Annotated in this window: 18 protein-coding genes; 8 read left to right on the top strand and 10 right to left on the bottom strand. The window is 44.9% G+C overall.

The genetic code is table 11. The features are described from left to right. Positions 1-553: 553 nt before the first annotated feature. From spxB to FFM80_RS00345, 3 genes are all read right to left on the bottom strand, one after another. On the bottom strand, positions 554-2,311 hold the full coding sequence (gene spxB, locus FFM80_RS00355; protein ID WP_137638991.1) for a pyruvate oxidase: 1,758 nt from the start codon (positions 2,309-2,311) through the stop codon (positions 554-556). Positions 2,312-2,456: 145 nt separating this feature from the next. After that, entirely contained in the window at positions 2,457-3,017 is a 561-nt protein-coding gene (locus FFM80_RS00350) for a DNA-3-methyladenine glycosylase I (RefSeq protein WP_137638990.1), read from the bottom strand. A gap of 112 nt (positions 3,018-3,129) precedes the next feature. Further along, positions 3,130-7,581 carry an MMPL family transporter gene (locus tag FFM80_RS00345; RefSeq protein WP_137638989.1) on the bottom strand — a complete coding sequence of 1,484 codons (4,452 nt, stop codon included), beginning with the start codon at positions 7,579-7,581 and terminating at the stop codon, positions 3,130-3,132. A gap of 181 nt (positions 7,582-7,762) precedes the next feature. On the opposite strand from FFM80_RS00345, the gene FFM80_RS00340 reads away from it, so the two are divergent. After that, positions 7,763-8,347, top strand: a complete 585-nt coding sequence (locus FFM80_RS00340) for a TetR/AcrR family transcriptional regulator (RefSeq protein WP_137638988.1) — start codon at positions 7,763-7,765, stop codon at positions 8,345-8,347. A gap of 425 nt (positions 8,348-8,772) precedes the next feature. Here FFM80_RS00340 and FFM80_RS00335 read toward each other — a convergent pair whose 3' ends face one another. The 3 genes from FFM80_RS00335 to FFM80_RS00325 all read right to left on the bottom strand — a co-directional run bounded on the left by FFM80_RS00335 (position 8,773) and on the right by FFM80_RS00325 (position 11,393). Continuing rightward, a complete protein-coding gene (locus FFM80_RS00335) occupies positions 8,773-9,456 on the bottom strand; it encodes a GTP pyrophosphokinase (protein ID WP_137638987.1) in 684 nt (227 codons plus the stop codon). 49 nt (positions 9,457-9,505) lie between these two features. After that, positions 9,506-9,793, bottom strand: coding sequence for a hypothetical protein (locus FFM80_RS00330; RefSeq protein ID WP_137638986.1), 288 nt, complete (start codon positions 9,791-9,793; stop codon positions 9,506-9,508). A gap of 205 nt (positions 9,794-9,998) precedes the next feature. Beyond that, on the bottom strand, positions 9,999-11,393 hold the full coding sequence (locus tag FFM80_RS00325; protein WP_137638985.1) for an FAD-binding oxidoreductase: 1,395 nt from the start codon (positions 11,391-11,393) through the stop codon (positions 9,999-10,001). Between the two features lie 227 nt (positions 11,394-11,620). Between FFM80_RS00325 and FFM80_RS00320 the strand changes: the two genes are divergently transcribed. Then, positions 11,621-12,655, top strand: coding sequence for an LCP family protein (locus FFM80_RS00320; protein ID WP_137638984.1), 1,035 nt, complete (start codon positions 11,621-11,623; stop codon positions 12,653-12,655). Between the two features lie 290 nt (positions 12,656-12,945). On the opposite strand, the gene FFM80_RS00315 is transcribed toward FFM80_RS00320, so the two are convergent. Next, positions 12,946-13,215 (bottom strand): hypothetical protein, encoded by a 270-nt coding sequence (locus FFM80_RS00315; RefSeq protein ID WP_137638983.1) that lies wholly within the window; start codon positions 13,213-13,215, stop codon positions 12,946-12,948. A gap of 231 nt (positions 13,216-13,446) precedes the next feature. On the opposite strand from FFM80_RS00315, the gene FFM80_RS00310 reads away from it, so the two are divergent. From FFM80_RS00310 to FFM80_RS00285, 6 genes are all read left to right on the top strand, one after another. Further along, on the top strand, positions 13,447-13,758 hold the full coding sequence (locus FFM80_RS00310) for a hypothetical protein (protein WP_137638982.1): 312 nt from the start codon (positions 13,447-13,449) through the stop codon (positions 13,756-13,758). A gap of 354 nt (positions 13,759-14,112) precedes the next feature. Beyond that, positions 14,113-14,814, top strand: coding sequence for a response regulator transcription factor (locus tag FFM80_RS00305; protein WP_137638981.1), 702 nt, complete (start codon positions 14,113-14,115; stop codon positions 14,812-14,814). Beyond that, positions 14,804-16,189, top strand: a complete 1,386-nt coding sequence (locus FFM80_RS00300; protein ID WP_137638980.1) for a sensor histidine kinase — start codon at positions 14,804-14,806, stop codon at positions 16,187-16,189. Before FFM80_RS00305 ends, FFM80_RS00300 begins: the two co-directional genes overlap by 11 nt. A gap of 170 nt (positions 16,190-16,359) precedes the next feature. Further along, positions 16,360-16,611, top strand: a complete 252-nt coding sequence (locus tag FFM80_RS00295; RefSeq protein WP_137638979.1) for a hypothetical protein — start codon at positions 16,360-16,362, stop codon at positions 16,609-16,611. Positions 16,612-16,638: 27 nt separating this feature from the next. Next, positions 16,639-16,938 carry a hypothetical protein gene (locus FFM80_RS00290; RefSeq protein ID WP_137638978.1) on the top strand — a complete coding sequence of 100 codons (300 nt, stop codon included), beginning with the start codon at positions 16,639-16,641 and terminating at the stop codon, positions 16,936-16,938. 34 nt (positions 16,939-16,972) lie between these two features. Beyond that, positions 16,973-17,599, top strand: coding sequence for a hypothetical protein (locus FFM80_RS00285; RefSeq protein WP_137638977.1), 627 nt, complete (start codon positions 16,973-16,975; stop codon positions 17,597-17,599). 38 nt (positions 17,600-17,637) lie between these two features. On the opposite strand, the gene FFM80_RS00280 is transcribed toward FFM80_RS00285, so the two are convergent. The 3 genes from FFM80_RS00280 to FFM80_RS00270 all read right to left on the bottom strand — a co-directional run bounded on the left by FFM80_RS00280 (position 17,638) and on the right by FFM80_RS00270 (position 20,655). Further along, on the bottom strand, positions 17,638-17,835 hold the full coding sequence (locus FFM80_RS00280) for a hypothetical protein (RefSeq protein WP_137638976.1): 198 nt from the start codon (positions 17,833-17,835) through the stop codon (positions 17,638-17,640). A gap of 54 nt (positions 17,836-17,889) precedes the next feature. Then, complete coding sequence (locus FFM80_RS00275) at positions 17,890-19,059, bottom strand: serine hydrolase (RefSeq protein WP_137638975.1); 1,170 nt, start codon at positions 19,057-19,059, stop codon at positions 17,890-17,892. Between the two features lie 201 nt (positions 19,060-19,260). Continuing rightward, on the bottom strand, positions 19,261-20,655 hold the full coding sequence (locus tag FFM80_RS00270) for an Nramp family divalent metal transporter (RefSeq protein WP_137635323.1): 1,395 nt from the start codon (positions 20,653-20,655) through the stop codon (positions 19,261-19,263). Positions 20,656-20,752: the final 97 nt, after the last annotated feature.

Below are 20,752 nucleotides of genomic sequence, written 5' to 3'. Positions count from 1 at the left end.
ACCTTCCTAGGACCTTTCAATGGTATGCCAGCGACTATTTTAAATCAGCTCAACCTAACCCTCGGATGAACGGGTTTAGCGCACAAAAAAGGCGCCAAACGTGATCACGGCGTTTGGCACCTTGGAGACTTGATTACGCTTGGTACTAGTTGAACTTGTCACCTGCCGGTTGGTTCCTAAAACGCTGGAACGCCATGGGCCATTTTGAAGCCAAAGTTCGGTCTTCAAAACTGGCCTTGGCCTAAGTCCGAGCAGACCACTCGCACTAAGGCCAACGACACGGCTGAGCATTTTAGAAACCAACCTCTCAGCTAAATTTATTGATTGAACATTTTATAAATATCGACTAACTAACGGCGGGCGGGCCAGAATTGGCTCAGTGGTGTCGTTTGACTTAGCCGGTGATTTTTCCGGGTTAGTCAAAGCCCGGCTTGTGAGACCGCTCTTCGGCTCACAAACGCGGCCACCACGTTCCAGCCGATTCTGGACCAACCAGAGTGGCAATTTAAACCAACTAGCACCAAGCATACTTGATTATTTAATGATGCTTGGCTTATTTAACCCCAAATTCTTCAAAGTAAGCGGCTAACGGCTGTAACTCTTCGGCGTCATATTGATGTTTAAATGCTGCCACTGAAGCCGCCGACGTTTTGGCAGGATCAACATCCAAGATTTCAACCGGCAACCCACGCTTAGCCGTAATCTTGCAATCAATCAGGACTGGCCGCCCTGCATTAATTTCCGCCATCGCCGTTTCAAAGGCCGCATGAAGTTCGTCAAAGTGTGTGACTTTAATGCCTTTAACGCCCATACCTTCTGCAATCTTCGCAAAATCGGCACCAATCAAATCAATCCCAAAATAAGGTTGCGGCACATCCTCTTGTTCCGACTTGATAAAGTTCAAGGTTTGATTTGAGGTCACAATATTAAAGATTGGCAAATGGTATTTCACTTCGGTCAATAAATCTTGCATGACCATTGAGAAAGCCCCGTCACCAGCAATATTAAAGGCTTGCCGCTCTGGATAACTCATCTTCGCTGAGATAGCGCCCGGTACCCCAGCCCCCATCGTGGCAAACAACGCGGAAGTTAACAGTTTCTGTTTGGGATTCATCTGTAAGAAGCGGAAGCTGTTAATCGTATTATCACCCACATCCATCGCAAAGATGGCATCGGCGGCGGCCACACGATTGATTTCACGATACACTTGTTCATATTCTAATGGATCGGTCGTGCGATCACTGAGCTTCTGCAAGTATTGCTTCCACGCGTGCATATCAGCTTGGGCAGCTTGATAATATGGCGATGGTGCTGCTGGTTCGCTCAACGTTAAGGCTTGCTGAATGAAATCTTTGGCATCGCCATTAATCCCATAGTCTAAATGATGATGCCGACCAAATTTACTGGAATCTAATTCAATTTGGACGTACTTAAATTGATGGGTCGTATACATAATCTGTGCAAACGAATAATCCGCCCCAATTGAAACGACCAAGTCAGTAATCGCCATCAATTCATCAGCAGCTTTAGAAGCGGCACGATACGCACTACCCATATTGCCAGCAAAGCTATCTGGAATCACGCCTTTGGCTAAACCAGTAATAATGATGGGCACTTGTAGGCGATCCGCCAACTGCATCATCGCTGCCGTGGCCCCACGCGACCCTTGACCGACATGGAAGACAGGATACTTAGCAGCTTTAATCATCGCTAACACTTGCTGCACTTGGTCAGCCGGAATCGCTGGGGCCGTAACTACATTAGCTGGGACACTGGCAGAATCATATGGCACGTCTGGAATTTCAACGTAACCGAAATCATTCGGAATGGTGACAACGGCCACCCCTTTTTCTTTATACGCCACGCGAATCGCCTTATCAATCACATAAGGGAGGCTTTCCGGTGTCATGATGGTGCGATTAAAGACCGCCACATCACTAAACATCGGTTCTTCCGCGAATTCTTGGAAGTAGTCATAATTCATGTTTGTATGTGCAACTTGTCCGACTAATGCCAGCACCGGCACATGATCTTCCTTAGCATCGTATAAACCATTCAGCATATTCACCGCGCCGGGACCCGCTGACCCAAATGCGACCCCAATCTTACCCGTCAACTTGGCATCCGCCGCGGCGGCCAAAGCCCCCACTTGCTCGTGACGAACTTGGATATACTGCAGCCGGGCTTGTTCGACATCCAACGCATGCATCGTTGAATTAAACGACCCACCAGCATAGCCATACACTTGTTTGATATCCCAAGCTTCTAATACTTTCAACATGGCAACGGATGCTTCAATGGTTTTACTCATGACAATAGCCTTCTTTAATTAAGTTTGATAACGCTTTCATTCAATGATTATAGAATACATCTAAGTTGTCTAAAATTCAATTGTTTACAATCAAATGAATTAAAAAAAGTTGCCGTCAATGAGCTTAACGACAACTTTTAACCCATTATCCTTGATTTTCTGGCGCAAAATCACAATTCCGTTGATGATCATTAATCAGGCCGGCCCCTTGTAAGAAAGAATAGATCGTCGTGGGACCGACGAATTTAAATCCCTGCTTTTTCAGTGCTTTCGACACTTGTTTGGCCAAATCATTGGTCGCTGGCATTTCAGCGGCGTGCGCCCAAGCTTGCCGGATAGGCTGACCGTCGACAAAGGCCCATAACCAGTCATTAAAGGTTGAGCCAGCTGGCCAATTCTGTAAGACCTGCGCATTATTAATCGTCGCCATCAACTTTTGCCGATGCCGAATAATTCGGGCATCCCCTAGTAAGCGGTCAACATCCGCTTCAGTCATGGCCGCGACCTGCGCAATATCATAGTGATAGAAATCATCTTCAAAGGCCGCCCGTTTATTCAAAACTGTTTGCCAACTGAGCCCGGCTTGATAAGTCTCCAAGCAGAGTAACTCAAATAATTTGTGGTCGTCATGTTGCGGCCGCCCCCATTCCTGGTCATGATAAGCTTGCATTAACGGATTATCACTGACCCAATCGCAGCGTTGCATCCCGCCACTTCCTTTCTCAAAAAAACGGTGCCCGCTAGCAACGTCATCAACCTTGCTAACCGGCACCGCCAGTAAGTTAACAGTAACATACCTGCTAACGCTTATTTAACTTTTAGTTTCGTTTCCGCGTTGTTTGCTTTTCAGCTGTCGCTTCATTCTCCATCCGATCCGTTAACGGGTAGGTTAAGCGAATCAAACTTGGAATGATAATCGGAATCGCAAAGACTAAGATAATCAACCCGATAATGACGACCATCGCCACTTGAATCAAGGTCAAGACCCCTGAAGGCATCAAGGCCGCAAAGGTTCCGCTCAAGATCAAGGCCGCTGACAAGACAACCGCCCCAATCACCGCCGCTGCCCGAACAATCCGGGTACTTGGCGTGGCTGCTGAGTTATCGAACTCACGATACTTCATCATCAAGAAGATACTGTAATCGACCCCCAGGGCAATCAACATGATAAAACCAAAGAACGGTGTGTTCCAAGTTAACATGCTTTGGCCTAAGAACCAGTTACTCAACATCCGCGTAAGACTTAAGGACATGATGTAAGCTAACAGCAATGTTCCTAAGATGTAGAACGGTTGTAAGACGGAGCGCGTAATGAACATCAAGGCAATCAAGATTCCGACTAACATAATCGCCGCCGTCCGGACAAAGTCACTCGACGCAATCGCTTGGGTATCGTTAGTCTCAGAAGTTTGACCACCAATGGCAATCGTAGCACCATCTAATGACGTCCCTTTCAAGGTATTCTTCGCTTGCGTTTGAATCGCAGCTACCTTGTTCATCGCCGCCTTTGAACTTGGATTATCATTTAAGACAATCGTCAATTTCGTGGCGTGATTATTGCCGGACATATAAGCCTTCAACGCTGGCTTGTATGTCTTCCCTTTCAAGACACTGTTTGGCACATAGTAAGTCTTCGCTGCATCGGAGTTCTTCACACCAGTTAAGTAACTATTGGCAGATTTAACCCCGGTATTGACTTTCTTCGTCCCGGCACTAGCCGTAGCCAAGCCCTTTTGCAAGGTCGACATTTGGCCAACTAAGCTTTGGAGCGTGGTGTACATGGTTTGGTTACCAGTAGCTAATTGGGCTGCCCCAGCAGTTAATTGATCAGAGTTAGCAGCTAACTTATTCGTTCCAGCTGCTAATGCACTAACACCACTAACTAAAGTTGGTACTTGTGCTTTCAAGCTGTTCATCCCAGTTGAAACTTGAGAAGCCCCGCTTGATAACTTGCTGACACCATTAACTAAGGCTGGTACTTGTGCATTCAATGCATTTGTACCACTAGCTAACTGGGCCGCCCCACTGTTTAGTGAAGCTGAATTAGCAGCTAATTTATTCGTTCCAGCCGTTAAGGCGCTAACACCACTAACTAAGGCTGGTACTTGTGCATTTAGTTGACTTGTTCCAGTAGCTAATTGTGACGCCCCATTATTTAATGATGCTGAATTAGCAACCAATTTATTGGAACCTGTTGCTAAGGCATTGATTGCACTCGTCAACGTTGGTACCTTTGCACTTAATTCACTAACACCGCTATTTAAGCTTGAAGCACCATTATTTAACTTATCAGCACCAGCGGCAGCGGTAGCTACACCATCAGTATAAGTTCCCAATTGTGAAGCCAATTTATCAGCACCAGTTTGCAATTTACTCAAACCTTGTGAGACTTGAGTTGAACCACTGACCAATCCAGGTTGACCATTATTATCAGCCAAAGCAGCTTCAACTTTTTGAGTTCCAGCAATGGCAGTTTGTAATTGTGTGATTGTCTTCATCGAAGCCGTATTAACCGCAATACTACCACTAGCTAGAGTTCCAATATCAGATAAAGCACTTAACTGCGTGCCAGCACTTTGCAACCCTGCTGCCGCATTATTAATGCTGGTCAGTTGATCTTGGGCATCACGAATAGCATCTAAACCACCCTGTGCAAGTGACGTACTCCCAGCTCTGGTTGTAGCAGTCGTCTTACTATTCGAACTTTGTTGCGCGCTTACCGCAGAATTAACCGCAGAATTGATAGCTGATTTTTGTTCAGATGTCGCTGACGAACCAGCGGCAGCAACTGCGGCGGCAGCAACTGTATTGGCATTAACGCTAGTTGTACTTGTAGCACTTGGCGTTGCTGCATCAGCACTGGATGCACTTTCCAAAGCCTTTTCCGCCGTTGTTAAGTCAGTAGCGATTCTAGGTTCACTATTAGAAAATACACTTGAAAAATCAGTAATCGACTTCTTACCACTATCAATTTGTGGTGCTAACGTCGCTAATTTTCTCATTTGACTATTGAGATCAGTTAATTTACCTTGTAAGGTCACTAACGCTGCTTTCTGTTCATCTGTAACTTCAGCCTCTTTAAGTTGACTTTGAAGATCTGTCAGCCCAGTTGAAACTTGTGACGCACCACTTTGTAATTGTGACACACTAGTAGCTAACGTTGCCGTCCCGGTACTAATATCAGTCTTTTTACTATTTAAAGTATCCAAGCCAGATGTTAAAGACTGAGTCCCATTAAATAATGAACTAGTCCCACTAGACAACGTATTGATGCCTGACGACAGTGAATCAGTACTATTGTTAAGTTGATTTAAACCAGTATTAACGGTATAAACACCATTCGTATAAGTTACTAAGCCAGATTTTAGTTTGCTAGAACCACTTGATAATTGGCTTGCACCACTAGCCAACGTCCCAGTCTTGCTATTCAACTGATTCAAGCCAGTATTAACGGTATAAACACCATTCGTATAAGTCACTAAACCAGATTTTAATTTGTTTGACCCCGTAGCTAATTGACTCGCACCACTCGCTAAAGTGCCCGTTTTACCATTTAAAGTACTTAGTCCCGAGCTAACTTGACCAGCGCCACTAGCTAACTTATTAACACCGCTCGATAAAGAACCAGTGCTATTATTCAGCTTGTTGACACCCTTATTAACCGTGTAAACACCATTCGTATAAGTGACCAAGCCTTTATCTAAGGTCTTCGCCCCGTTTGCGAGCTTTTTAGCACCACTCACACCAGAGGACATATCTGAACTCTTCAACTTCTTGTTCGCACTATCCAAGCCGTTACCGATCTTCGTTAAGCCGCTCCCAGCTGTCTTCACCCCGCTGGTAACGGTGCCTAATTGGCTCTTCAAGTATAAATCACTGACTTCCGCGCCACCTGGCTGGGTGACGGAAGCCACCGTCTTGACACCCTTAACTTGTTGCAATTGCTTGGTTAAGCCGTCGATGACTTTTAAATCTTTTTCGTTATTCAAGGCGTGATCCGTCTTGATATATAACGTTGATGGTTCCGCCGTCCCTTTGGAGAAATGCTTTTGAACGACTTTGAATCCTTGCTTAGCGGGAATTGTATCATTTAATTCCGCTAACGTATCATAATTTAATTGATTATTATAGGTTAAGACAAATGGCAACGAGACCCCTAAGACCACTACTAAGGCAATCAATGGGTAGCGTACCGAATTGGCCGCCAATCCATGCCACATCTTACTAGTACTACCGCCCGCAAACTTCTTGCTTGGCCAGAACAGCTTTGGTCCTAACAATGCCATAAAGAATGGGTTCAACGTTAACAGCACCATCAATAAGATGGCAACCGCAACGGCCACGCCGACTGCTGAACGATAGATTGAGAAATTAGCTAACCCTAACGCGGAGAACCCGATTAATAACGAGGACCCACTAAAGAGAATCGTCCGGCCAGCAATCTTTAACGCCCGCCCAGTCGCGGCGACCGGACTATCGCCATGACTGAGTTCTTCTTTGAACTGATCAAACAGTAAGATGTTATAATCGGTCCCAATCCCGAAGAGGACGACGACCATAAAGACTTGCGTAAAGTTCGATAGTGGGAAGTTAAACTTATCCACTAAATTCATCACGATACTCAATGAGATGATAAACGATAACCCAACTGAGAATAATGACACTAACGGTGTTATCGGCGACCGGAACACTAAGGTCAAGACGATAAAGATAAAGATAACCGTAATAATTTCGGTCTTCTGAATCCCTGCTTCGGTTTCCTGGGTAAAGTCATCATTTAAGATGTCACTCCCAGTAATATACGTCTTCACACCGGTAGTTTTCGCACCAGCTGTGATGTTTTTCGTCATATTTTCAACGGTCTGGTTCTTACCAACCATTAACTGCAATAACTCAGTTGACTTATCTTTTGAGATCAATTGCTTCTTCGCCGCAGCGTTATCGCTGGCAGCTGTCATTGATTTCACATGATATTTTGACTTTTCAACTTTAAAGCGTTGGATCGTCCCATCGATCTCTGCTTTTTGATTGTCAGTTAACGGCGAGTCGCCATTGCTAAAGACCACGACCACTTGACGGGTATCATTTTGATTCCGCCCCCAATGATCTTGGATCACTTGTGCAACTTGACTCTTCGCACTGCTTGGCAGTTGCGTTTGGCCCTTATCGCGGACCAATTGGCTGACGTTTGGCAATAGGAAAATGGCCGCTACCATTACCACTAACCAAACGATCGCCTGAATTATAAAGCGTCTACGGCTCCCTTTCAATCTGTATCCCTTCCCTAAATCAGATTCTTAAAACGACATCGTGACATTTAATCAACAATGTGTTTAAATAATAACAACATGTTAGATGAAAATGAATGAAATTTCAACCAACAATTTTCATAAATTCGTCATTAATTAAACAGTTAACAGTGAATTGTTCAAACAATGAGGTGAAAACAAAGTGGTAGGAACAAAAAATAATCGACGGTCGCAAATGACTAAGCGACTCATTCAAGATAGCTTGATTGAGCTTCTGCATACTCAGACCATTAATGAAATTACGGTAACCGCCGTTTGCAAAGCCGCTGACATCAATCGGGGAACGTTTTATGCGCACTATGAAGATGTCAAAGACTGTATGCATACAATGGAACAAGATGCGACGAAGGAACTGCTCGCAGTGATTAATGAACATACGCACCCCAACTCACTACGCGCCATCTTAACGGGGATCTTTGAAATCGTAAAGAAGCGTCACGCAGTAACTTCCTTTATTCTGACAACGGACCAAGACTTTCTCATGCACTTTATTGCAACAACGAAACGGGAAATCTTAGAACACAACCAGGCCCGCATTGGCAATGTCAGCGTTCGTGAAGGTCAATACATGTTCGAATATTACCTGAACGGCATTGTCGGCGTCGTTCGTTACTGGCTAAAAACCGGACTGCAAGAATCGCCAGAAGAATTGGCCACCTTCATTAATGACTGGTGGTACCGTGGCAAACCACTAAAAGATATTTCGGATTTACCACCTGAAACTTAGGGTCAGCGCCACTTGACTTAACCAGCCCAACGACGCTCATCATGAGTGGCTGAGCCAGCATTTTTACTTGGTATCATTAATATAATGAACGAATTAATGATACCTTTATACGAAAAGTGAAACATTCGATATACTGATAGCTAATAACCGCTGCATCAAAAATATCATGGCAGCACAAATAGTGAAAGTATTCGATCTTCAAATTATTGGTCAGCCTGAAAATGGATCTGCTTTGCCGATACGAATCAGTTTTCAGAAACACGACGACCCGTTATTCTGGAATCTGGCCGGGGTTCAGCTGATTCTTGGCTAACTAGGCCTTTATCAATCTAACAAATCAAGCGCCACCGAGACTTGATAACCATCAAGTTTTAGCCATAAAAACAGCGTCAGCAGGCCGAAGGGGCCATGCTGACGCTGTTTTTCTAATGGGTATCCGTTTTTTGATCATACATGCGTTCTTTAATATCGTCCATCTCTTGATCCAGTTGCGTGATCAAGCGGGCCTTCTTCGTTAACGACCGTTGTAAGGCCACTTGGTTGGGCACATTCTTCTTGTAATTCAGTTCATGCTCCAATGAAGCCCAGAAGTTCATCGCAATCGTGCGAATCTGCAACTCGACTTCAACGATATTCGGACCATCAACCGTATAGACGGGCACGCCAATAATCAGATGCAAACTTTGATAGCCATTGGGTTTCGGATGATTGATATAATCTTTCACCCGCAAGACTTTCAAATCAGCCTGAGTTGCTAATAAGTCTTCGACCGTTTTAACATCGCTCAGAAAGCGGACAATCAGTCGGATCCCGGCAATATCATGTAAATTATGAAACATCGCATCTAGCGTCAATGGCAAATGCTTCCGTTGTAGCTTACCAATAATACTTTCTGGCGCCTTAATCCGCGACTGCTTACTGTCAATTAACGCATAACCGTACCTTAATTCATATTCTTGACTAATATACTCTAACTTATCCAAAACCAATTTCATCGCTACTTCATAGCGCAGCGAATAAGCTTTCAGTTGGTCAACCGCTTGCAGCAACTCCGGTGGGGCTGGCAGAAATTGATCAGCTGAGTCAGCTTGAGAATTTGCTTTACTCACTAAATTTCGCACTCCAATGGTTGAACTTTCTCTCTCAATACTTCATTTACTACTGAATGGTAATTAGCCAGTCACGCATAATCTGGTCGTAATCAACCTGATAGGGCTCGCCACCAGCTAAATAACCTAAACTACCGGCAACATCTTTGAACTCACTCGGAATTAGGCCGTGTCCTTCCAAGACATGTAAATGGCCAGTAACCTTGCGATCTTCTAAGAAGTGTTCAAAACGTTGCCAAAAGCGCTCAAAACTGGCAAAATCAACGACATCAAAAATCTCGTTACGTAACACCTCAGCATCGAACTCTAGCCGAATGTTAGCACTTTTTGGTGCCAAATAATCTCCTCCTCTATCACGCGTCATCCCGTATTTAATCCTAATGATAGCGGTAATCGTCATCAGGCGCAACTATTAACCAACTGGGTCTAATCCAGTTGCCATTTTAAACATTAAGTAACCACAACGCGACATCATGCGATCACCTCAGCATTGATTGGCACATTCAAAACAAACAAATGGTGCGCCCGGTGCTGACTCTTTACTAGTTAATCTTCCGTTTAGGATTCAATAGATTCATCGGGTCAAATAAAGCTTTGATTTGGTGTTGCAGTTGATCAACATCTTCACCCAATTCAGCATTATTCCATTGATTTTTCAACATACCAACAGCATGTTCACCTGAAATCGTCCCACCAAGTTCAAGGGTCTTATGGAACATCTCTTGCAACGCAATAATGACGTTTTCTGGGACTTCCGTGACATCTTTTGGCCAGATCAATGTTGGATGCACATTACCGTCACCCGCATGTCCCGCCGTATAAATCTTAACATCCAAGCGTTGACCTAAGTCTTGAATATAGTCCATCAATGGGGCTAATTGGGACAACGGCACGGCCATATCTTCCATAATATGGTTTTGTCCAGCAAACACGGCTGGTAGCATATCTTGGCGTAACCTTTCAAGTTGGGCTTGTTCAGTTGGATCAGTGGTAATCGTCACGTGACCGGCTCGTTGGTCAGCCAATAGCTGTTTGACCACGTTCATGCTGGCCTCGCCACCGTTATCCAACTTAAAGATCAACATGGCGCCATTATTATCAGCATAATGGTTTTTTTCATAACGATCCAAGGCAATCACGGTATTACCATCTAAGGCTTCCAACATAGTTGGATAGACACCAGAGATCCGAATCGCAGTAACGGCTTTTGCCAAGGCCGTCATGCTGTCAAAGAAGGCAACCCCCATCACTGGTGTTCCTAGTGGAATCGGCATTAACTTAACGATAACTTCGGTGATAATCCCTAAAGTCCCTTCAGAACCAACCATGAGTTGCGTTAAATCATAACCAAAGGCTTGCTTCAACGTCCGACCGCCCAATTTAATTTCGCGCCCATCAGCCAAAACGACTTTCAAGCCAAGGACATTATCCTTGGTCGCGCCATACTTTACAGTACTCATCCCACCGGCATTAGTCGCGACATTGCCGCCAATCCCAGACATCGGCTTCGAACCTGGATCGGGGGCATAAAACATTCCTTGTTTGCGTGCTTCATGGTCTAAATCACCGTTCACAACGCCTGGTTCGACAACCGCCACAGAATCTTCTTTACTAATCTCTAAGATATGGTTCATTTTAGCAGTTGATAAAATCAAGCAGCCGGCAATCCCATCAGAACCAATAACAGTACTCGTAGTTTGTGATTGCGGCACAACGGCAATATGGTATTTACGGGCAATCTTCAAAGCCCCTTGAATATCTTGCGTTGATTGGGCTTCAACGTAAGCTAACGCTAAGCCACTATCATCGTCACTTAATCTTTTACTGAACGAAAATTGCTTCAAAGTAGCTGGATCCGTCAACACTTGACCATCCGTTACCTCAGCCTTTAAGTCCGTTAAAACTTGCTGTGCTGAAAATGCTCTAAAAACTGTCAATTCCAAAACCTCACTTTTGTCAGTTAGTTACAAGTTCAGTATAAGCCAAATGAAAGCGCAACCCTACCAATAAACTCAAAATCTTAAACAAGTATTTAGACAGTTACTTATCCAAGCAAGATAACTGGTATTTATTTTTTTGATTAACTACACTTAATTTTAGTATTTTTCAATGACCCATTTTATCGTTATCCTAGTGATTAGGATCAAAAAGAGGGGTGCAAGTCATGCAACATATGGGACAATCTAAACGCCGACCATTATTATGGATCATGGGACTCGTCGTTGGCATCATCGCCATCGTCGCGGGCATCATGATTCACCAGGCCAAGGCGCAATACGCCGATCAGATTTATACCGGCAGTAATATTAGCAGTACACTAAAAACGTCACAACCAATCAGTCTCTTATTACTTGGTACTGATACCGGTGCAGATGGTCGCATTAGTAAAGGTAATTCTGACACTATTATGGTGGTTACCATTAATCCACAAACTAAAAAGACCGTGATCACCAGTATTCCTAGAGATACTCTGGCGCAAATGGTGGGCACTAAAACCACCAACGTCCAAAAGTTAAACGCTGCCTATAATATTGGCGGCTCAACGATGGCTAAAGCCAGTGTCAGTCGGCTACTCAACATTCCAATTGATTATTATGCGACTTTAAACATGGGTGGTTTAAAACAAATTGTGGATGCTGTCGGTGGCGTCACCATCACCAGTCCGATGAAAGTTAGCTATGATCATATCACCATTACTAAGGGGCGCCACCATTTAACCGGCAAACAAGCCTTAACTTACACGCGGATGCGTTACCAAGATCCTCGCGGTGACTACGGCCGGCAATTACGCCAGCAACAAGTCATGAAAGCCGTCTTGACCAAGCTCGCCGCAACTAAAACCTTAACGCGCTATAATCAGCTATTGGGGTCACTGAAAAACAACTTACGAACTGACTTAAGCTTCAATGACCTAGTTGCTTTAGCGACCAAAGATCGTGCCAATACCAAGCACATTCAATCACACCAAATGATTGAAACCCCCGCTTGGATCAATACGAGTTCATACCAGATCGCCAGCACAGCTAAGCTTCAAGCAACCTCTAACGCAATTCGCAAACAGCTGGGGTTGAAAGCCGAAACGATTAGTAATATGGAAACCAAGTTAAATACCCTCAATACAACCTACGATGGTATCACTAACTTGAACTATGATACGAACGGCTTAGACAACATTACTTATACCGATACGACTAATTAAGCCAACGTGGGATCGCCGATAATTTCGACTACCGGGATCACGACAAAAAGATAGGGATTCAGAAAGTCTTAGCTGATTTCTGAACCCCTATCTTTTTTTATCTCAGGTACCATAAGTTAAAATGACCGTCAGCCGGTTTTGGGTCAACCAGCGTAACACGTTAATCCAACTAGCACCGAGCATCTGTCATAATTTCTACTTAAACTGTTCATTTTAACCGCTTACTCTGCCTATTTTAAGTATCCTTACAAACCATTTTAACCTTACAATACCGGCTTCAACTGAGTCGCCTAAGCAAAATTAACCCCTTGCTGCCAATCCGCCAGTTGTGAAACCAGGCCACCCGTATTATCATTAAATTCATATTTTTTATTCGCAACTGCCGCTTCGGCGCGTTGACGATGAATGTGTAATTCATGCATATTAAACGTCACTGTCAGTGGCTTAAAAGCTTGCGTTGACCAAATTTTAATCTGATCAGCCTGCCGTTCAACCGCAACAAAAAAATAACGTTCGATCATTGTTTTTAAATCAATCTGCTTTAAAATACCGGTCTCCATAACGCGCATCTCCTCTCGTTCTTATAGCTATACTATAACCGCTGAAACGCGTTTCAGGTCAAGGGAAAGCGCTCAGAAATAAGCTAAACTGAAACTGTAAGTATTACATTTTAGTAACAGTCAATTAAAATACTAGGCTTATTAGTCAAATGGTTGTACTATATATTTAAAGGATTGTTTATGGGCTTAGGCGGTTAGCCAGGCTAATCTACACCAAAGGAGTTGCCTATTATGATCAAGACCGAATCAGTGCACCAGCAAGAATACTGTTATTTAATTGAATTAACTGGAAACCTGCAGACTGACCTGTTAGTCGCATTATCGGCCGCCGAGCAAGCTTTAGGCGATTGGGAACGCGTCTATTCCGCCAAGTTACCCACTTGGCGTCTATGGACCAATGCCAATGCTGATACCGTTCGTTACGTGGTCTCCCATGTAATTGCCCGGTATTCACTACCGCAAAATGATTATTGGCTGATTCAGTACCACGGCAATGACCATCAGCATCCCAAGATGTTGCATCCGCAATTTCATACCCGTTAAAACGCTATTATTTGAAAGCAACTGATCTGATTAACTATCAGATCTTTTTTTATGGCCAATGTTTGGCCCGCTTTAACATCCGCCTGCCGCTTGGTTCCTAAAACGCTGGAATGTATGGGCCATTTTGAACCCAAAACGCGGCCACCACGTTCCAGCCGATTCTGGCCCAACCAAAGTGGCGGTTTAAACCAACTAGCACCAAGCATACCGTTCATTTATATCTACCTAAGCACTAACGCTGGACGAACCAGCATGGTCCCCAACTCACGACTTCAAGATGGCTTCTTCACATTTACGCCATGCTTCTATGCTAAACTCAAGATAACTTTGTGAATAGTAAGGACTGAGCTAACAATGAAAAAAACGATTTTAATTGTCGAAGATGAATTAAGTTTATCGGGATACTTAACTAAAGAACTCCAATTCGAAGACTTTGACGTGGTTGTCGCCAATGATGGCTTAACCGCAATGGCGAGCTACGAACAACATAAAAACGACCTCTTATTAATTTTACTAGACTGGATGCTACCAAAGCTTGATGGGATGGAAGTCTTGCGACGTATTCGTAAACACGACCAAGTGCCCGTCATCATTATGACTGCCCGTGATTATATTGGCGATAAAGTTGCCGGCCTAGATAACGGCGCCGACGATTACATCACTAAGCCGTTTGAGATTGAAGAATTACTGGCCCGTATTCGGGTGATTCAGCGCCGAGCTGAAAACCAAGCTGAACCGAATCAAATCTACCAGTTAGATGACGTCACCCTCGATACCAAAGCCCATCGTGTCACTTGTGCCGGAGAAGAAGTCCAGCTCACCCACCGTGAGTACGATTTGCTACAATTCTTCTTAGCCCATCCCGATCAAGTCTTCACGCGCGATGACCTCCTCGACCAAGTCTGGGGGGCGGACTTTCTCGGCCAACAAAACGTTGTAGATGTCTATGTCGGTTACTTACGCAACAAAGTCGATCACGACAATACCACCCCGTTGATAAAGACCGTGCGCGGGGTCGGTTATAAATTAAGGGAGTCGATCGCCAATGCCAACTAAAAAAGCTGCCACGCCAACGTATGAACAGCTCATTAATCAAGCCGTCAAGCGCTTGGTTTTAACCATTACCTTAGCCATCAGTGCCATTATCTTGCTAGTCGTTGGCACCCAGCAAACGATTAATACCACGCATGAAGCCCATGATTTAATGAACAGCCTGCACCAAGCCAATATTAAAGATGTCCCCAGCTTCATTCATTGGAACAACACGACGACCCGCAATTCAAAACAACCGGCCTTTATTCGCGTAACGACCAGCGATGCGACACTCACCACCACCACGAAAAACAAGCAAACAATCTTAACATCGCCATCGTCCAAGGCCTTTTTTGCTAAAAACCAGACCAAGTTACTAGGTAGTTTGGTTTACGTGCGTGGATTTGGTTTCTTTCTAGCTTATTCGCAAGAAGATGGTCAAAATACGTACCAGCTCTGGGTCAGTCTCCGTCGCTTGATCAATAGTTTATTGGTCTTGATTGCTTTGATTATCATCGTCATGCTGGCAACGTTAGCCCTGGGAACCTGGTGGGCGCATCGGTTGGCCCTGCGTTTAAGTGCGCCGACCATTGCCTTATTACACGAAACTAAATACACCTCTAACGATCCTGAAGCTGACCAACCGACTTTGACCGTACCGAATAGTCCCCGCGAAATTACGGATTTGGGCCAAGCATTCAACGAATTGTTAGTCGCTCAAAACCAACGGCTCCAGCACGAACGACAATTCATTTCGGATGCGTCACATGAATTACGGACACCGATCGCCGCGATTCGCGGCAATCTCAGCTTAATTCGGCGTCGCGGGGACGCCCATCCGGAAGTGGTGCCCGAATCACTAAGCTTCATTGATGAAGAATCATTGCGCATGCAACATTTAATCGAGAATTTATTGCACCTCTCACGCGCAGATCGAGCCAAAATTGAACTTAGCGACCAAGACTTATCCTATCTGGTCTTACAACTAGGTGAACATTACCAGCCGCTGTTAGCGCCACAGACGCTAAAACTTGCCGTTGACTCAAATATTCACATTAAAGGCAATGCCGAAATGCTACAACAAATCATCGTGGCTTTGCTCGACAATGCTCACAAATATACGCCACATGACCAGCCAATTACGTTGGGTCTGACTCAAACTGACCAACAGATCCAACTGACAGTGGCTGATCTAGGTGAAGGGATTCCAGACGACCAAAAAGCCGCCGTCTTCCAGCGGTTCTACCGCGTCGATCAATCACGCTCACAGGCAATTGAAGGCAGCGGGCTCGGCTTAGCCATCGTTCAACAACTCGTCACGCTAAACCAAGCCACCATTAAAATCGTCAATAATCATCCCCACGGTAGTCTCTTTACGATTATTTGGCCAAAAAACTAAAGCTGGCTAAGCAGCCCCAAAGCTTGATAAATCAGGTTTTGGGGCTGTTTTTATTTAAAAATAAGTTAGTTTCTAAGAAATTCTTATTTAACGCTTACGAAAACTCGGTAGTTGCCAGTCCGCTTTGCCGGTAAACTATAGTCATTCAAGTCAAGCAAGGAGCGATGCAAATGTTATTAGATACCGATCCTAAAATTAAAAACATCACAGCCGTTCATTTGGTGAAAGTCTTCTACCCGATGGTGATTGCCAAAACCGAAGACGGTGACTACTTCCAAGTGAAGCTAAGCGATGACCAACTAAGCGATCCGCTATTCTGGGACACCGCCCGCGACCTATGCCGCAACCAACTGTGGGTGCCAATGGGGCGCAAGTTCCACCAACTACTATCAAACGACTGGTTAATGCCAGCCACTAACTAAACCTAAACTAAAAGGAGTCTGATTACTATGAAAAACTTATTCAAGAAACTTACCATTACCTTAATGACCGCCGGAACTTTATTCGCCACAACTGGAACAGCCTTAGCTGATACCAAGCCAGCCGCCCCTGTTCAAACCTCAGTTGCCTTAGTCACCCGCGTCAATCGCGACACCGACTTAGCAACCCGATCGACCGTTATCGTGAAGCACGACTTAACCCCCAGGGCAACTAAACTAGCCGCCAAATCCACTCAAAATCTCGTCTTAGACACGATTGACACCAGCGCGGAAAGTATCAGCAAAACCAAATACACCCCAACAAAATAACCACTTAACGACTACAGCCTAGGAGGTCTCCGCCATGTCCACTTTAACCGACCAAATCGAAACGCAACTTCAATTGCATCGCCAAGCTGCCCTTATCAAGAATCAAGCGCAGGGCATCTGGTACACAGGCGGTGACCTGTTGGAAGATATTGCCCTTTGTCGCACCAGCCTGCAACAGCAATCCGTCGGCGCCGGCCAACAATTACTGATTAGTTTGGATAACACCGCCGTTTTACCAGTCTTATTAATTGCCAGTTGGAAACTGGGGATTAACGTCACCTTAGCTACCCCAACTAAACAATGCGCCGCATCAACCTTGGACCATTTCACTGCCATGGTCTACACGCCCCAACAAATGCACGCCCTGGCTGCCCAAGTTGATCAACAGCAAGTCAGCCTGTTGACACTGATCTTAAATACTGCGCCCAACTTTGCCTATTTTGTCCAAGACTTGGCCCCCGCCCTCGTCCAAACGCCAGAAGCGAGTTTACAACTGCCCGGTGACGCGCAAATCTGGTCACAAGCCGCGCTCTTAGACGCCCTGCGAACCTTGCCAACTAACGCGTTGATTACCGATATTTATGATTTAGAACATGGTATCTTACCACTACTCGCCAACTTACGACAGCCGACCCCGTTTGCCTTAGCCAGCGTGGGGTAAACAAAAAGAGCTGGCGTTTTAACACCAACTCTTACTTATTAATAAACGATCTGTTGGACCCGTTTAGTTATTTTAGCGATTTTCGGAAAATCAACAAAACTGGCACTATTACCACCATAGCGTCGCCAAGTCAGCACAACTAAGATGTACCGTTGGCCGTTTGGTAGCGTCACGATTCCCGCATCGCCATTGTAATTTTGACCATAATCAGCTAAAAAGCCGACTTTATCTTGCACCGTCGTCCCAGCATCGGCTCGCGCTGCCCCCGTTGGTATGCCTTGACGATAAATCTACCGACCCATTAGCTTTAAAATTCGCGCTCGATCGGCCGAATTTTTAAACGCACGTTTACCAGTTGCTAAATCGCGTAACACTCGCATTAAGCTATTGGCCGTCGTCACCGAATCGTGATTGGCACTAAAAACGCCCCCGTAATAGCCTTGTGAGGCCAGCCAGTGGTTAATATTGGTACGCCCATAACGCCGTAATATACTGACCGGATAATCATTCGCACTTTGCACAATCATCCGCTGGATCCCAGCAGTATTGGCTTTCGTCCAAGAAAACTGATGTTGCTGTTTCAAGTGCATTAGATATGCCGCAATATAGAGTTTATACGTACTAGCCGAAACCGTCACTTGATTGCCATGGGCATTGACGGCTAACTTACCAGTTCGGTAGACGGCCGCATGTTGCGCTTTAGCGGCTGGACTACCCTTTTTTGGTGTCAAATTATAAAAAGACACTGCGGTTGTTCGATGCTTAGTCACACCATTGAGATAAGTTTGTAGCTTCTTCTTAATGGCTGCCTGCTGCTTAACAACATCGTAATAAGCGCCCGCTTTTAAGTACCGATGCCAGACCCAACCTTTAACGCCTTTTTTAGTCGTAACATAAAAGTACAAGTACTTCGTCCCATGCCGATAGAAGTAACGTTGCTTCGTCGCGTGATAGGTTTGCTTGGCACTTAATGGTCGACCTTTAACTAATCGCATTGCCGTCGCGGTGCCTGTCATCTGAAAAAGCCGGCCTTGTTTGGCTTTCGTATAATTTTTAGCTTGCTTAGCTTTAATCACATCCGCTTGATAATGTCGGCCGGGGGTTAACTGATTCGCAGCAATCCAAGTTTGAACACCATCTTTAGCATTGGTCGCTTGATAATAACGGGTGGTGCTCCCCGCAGCCATCACATCCGTTTGCGCAGTCACCATCCAAGTCGTTTTTTGGCTGGCCTTTAAATCATGAGTGGCCGTCAACTGAACGTGCTGGTCCTGATCAGTCAGTTGGTACCCCTGCCCCGTTCCCACCAAATAGTAAGGCTTGGGCGTTAGCGGCACCGTGGCTGTCCGGGTGGTCACTTCTGAACTGGCATTAGTTACTGCTTGACTAGTCAGTGGCGCTGACAACCCTGTCAAACCGCCAATAATGCCGATAATCCCCGCTATAAGTTGTCTTTTCATTAGCTACTCCTCCATAACAATCAACCGAAGTTCGGTTACTTATTGAACCTTGTTACGCATAATTTTAAAGTAATCCAGTGATAAAGTAAACGATTTCATTTTTCATTAGGTGTTCCCTTAACTGCTCTACGCAGTCAAGACCACAAAAAAACACGCTCAAGCAGGCGCTTGAACGTGTCCCATTATATAGTAATTTTAAATTTAAACTAAGCCAACCGTTTGTAAGATTAAGTAGATATTCAAGACAATCAAAATTGCAGTAATGACCCAAGCGGTCCACTTGACCCACTCGCGGTTCTTGAAGTTCCCCATCAGCTTCTTATCACTAGTAAACATGACCAGTGGAATCATCGCGAATGGCAACGCGATACTTAAGAAGACTTGTGAGAACGTTAAGAGACTTTCAATCTTGGCTTCATTACCATGGTAGTAAATCGCGAAAGCTAAGACTGGTGCGACTGAGATTAAACGTGTTAACAACCGTTGTGCCCATAATGGCATCTTCAAACGGATGAAGCCTTCCATGATAATCTGTCCGGAAAGTGTCCCCGTAATTGTGGAACTTTGACCGGAAGATAATAACGCCACGGCGAACAACATACTCAAGACCGGACTGGCAATCGAGCCAACAATCTTACTATTACCTAACGCATTGTATAAGTCCACGAACCGACCTAGATCACCCTTCGTTCCGAAGAACAACGCGGCCCCTAAGATTAAGAGCAGACTGTTGACCACAAAAGCCACGGATAATTGAATATTAGAATCAATGGTCGTGAACTTAACGGCCTTAGCCACTTCTTTTTCATCGTTGCGATCAACTGCCCGCGTTTGTGAAATTGAAGAACCTAAGTACAAGTTATGCGGCATAACCGTTGCCCCAACAATCCCTAACGCTAAGTAAAGCATGGATTGATTGCTGACAATTTGAGTGGTTGGCACATAGCCTTTTAACATTTGCGGTACGTTTGGTTGGGAGATAATCACTTCATATAAGAAGACGAAGAGAATTACCGCCACCAGTGTTGCCACAATGGCTTCAATCTTACGGAAGCCTAACTTCATTAAGAGTAATAAGATCAAAACATCCGCGGTCGTAATCAAGATCCCGACAATTAGTGGGAACCCAAACAACAGCTTTAACGCAATCCCTGAACCAATAATCTCGGCCACATCGGTCGCCATAATGGCTAATTCAGTAATCACCCATAGAAAAATTCCCATACGCTTAGATGTCCGCTCCCGGGTCAATTGGGCTAAATCTTTACCCGTTACAATCCCTAAGCGGGCGGCCATCGCTTGCAGTAACATCGCAATCAAACTTGAAAGTAAGATAACCGATAACAGCGCGTACTTATATTGTGAACCCCCGGCAATCGACGTGATCCAGTTCCCTGGATCCATGTAACCGACTGCTACTAGTGCGCCTGGCCCAGTATAGGCCACCAACGTCCGCCAGAAATTGGCATTCTTCGGGACGCGCACACTCCCATTCACTTCGTCCAAGCTTTTACTATCGGTCCCAGTCGAATGGATCCCCGTACTGCCTTTCGTGGCTACCATCGCTGAACGGTCCTTCGTTTTTGCTAGTTTCATTATGAAACCCTCTCTTCTATTGGTTTAGAATTCAGGTTGTGGACTACTGTGTGATCCTCAACAGTAACGCTCAATCACCTTCAATTGAGCAGTCACT

Source organism: Lactiplantibacillus dongliensis, from assembly GCF_005405105.1.
GTDB lineage: Bacteria > Bacillota > Bacilli > Lactobacillales > Lactobacillaceae > Lactiplantibacillus > Lactiplantibacillus dongliensis.
The sequence above is the reverse complement of the archived record's forward strand: the minus strand, read 5'-3'. Positions and strand labels throughout refer to the sequence as shown.

Excerpts from the sequence above, each read along its gene's own strand:
- spxB (WP_137638991.1), bottom strand. The coding sequence starts at position 2,311 with ATGAGTAAAACCATTGAAGCATCCGTTGCCATGTTGAAAGTATTAGAA.
- FFM80_RS00350 (WP_137638990.1), bottom strand. The coding sequence starts at position 3,017 with ATGCAACGCTGCGATTGGGTCAGTGATAATCCGTTAATGCAAGCTTAT.
- FFM80_RS00320 (WP_137638984.1), top strand. The coding sequence starts at position 11,621 with ATGCAACATATGGGACAATCTAAACGCCGACCATTATTATGGATCATG.
- FFM80_RS00315 (WP_137638983.1), bottom strand. The coding sequence starts at position 13,215 with ATGGAGACCGGTATTTTAAAGCAGATTGATTTAAAAACAATGATCGAA.
- FFM80_RS00310 (WP_137638982.1), top strand. The coding sequence starts at position 13,447 with ATGATCAAGACCGAATCAGTGCACCAGCAAGAATACTGTTATTTAATT.
- FFM80_RS00305 (WP_137638981.1), top strand. The coding sequence starts at position 14,113 with ATGAAAAAAACGATTTTAATTGTCGAAGATGAATTAAGTTTATCGGGA.
- FFM80_RS00300 (WP_137638980.1), top strand. The coding sequence starts at position 14,804 with ATGCCAACTAAAAAAGCTGCCACGCCAACGTATGAACAGCTCATTAAT.
- FFM80_RS00295 (WP_137638979.1), top strand. The coding sequence starts at position 16,360 with ATGTTATTAGATACCGATCCTAAAATTAAAAACATCACAGCCGTTCAT.
- FFM80_RS00290 (WP_137638978.1), top strand. The coding sequence starts at position 16,639 with ATGAAAAACTTATTCAAGAAACTTACCATTACCTTAATGACCGCCGGA.
- FFM80_RS00285 (WP_137638977.1), top strand. The coding sequence starts at position 16,973 with ATGTCCACTTTAACCGACCAAATCGAAACGCAACTTCAATTGCATCGC.
- FFM80_RS00275 (WP_137638975.1), bottom strand. The coding sequence starts at position 19,059 with ATGAAAAGACAACTTATAGCGGGGATTATCGGCATTATTGGCGGTTTG.
- FFM80_RS00270 (WP_137635323.1), bottom strand. The coding sequence starts at position 20,655 with ATGAAACTAGCAAAAACGAAGGACCGTTCAGCGATGGTAGCCACGAAA.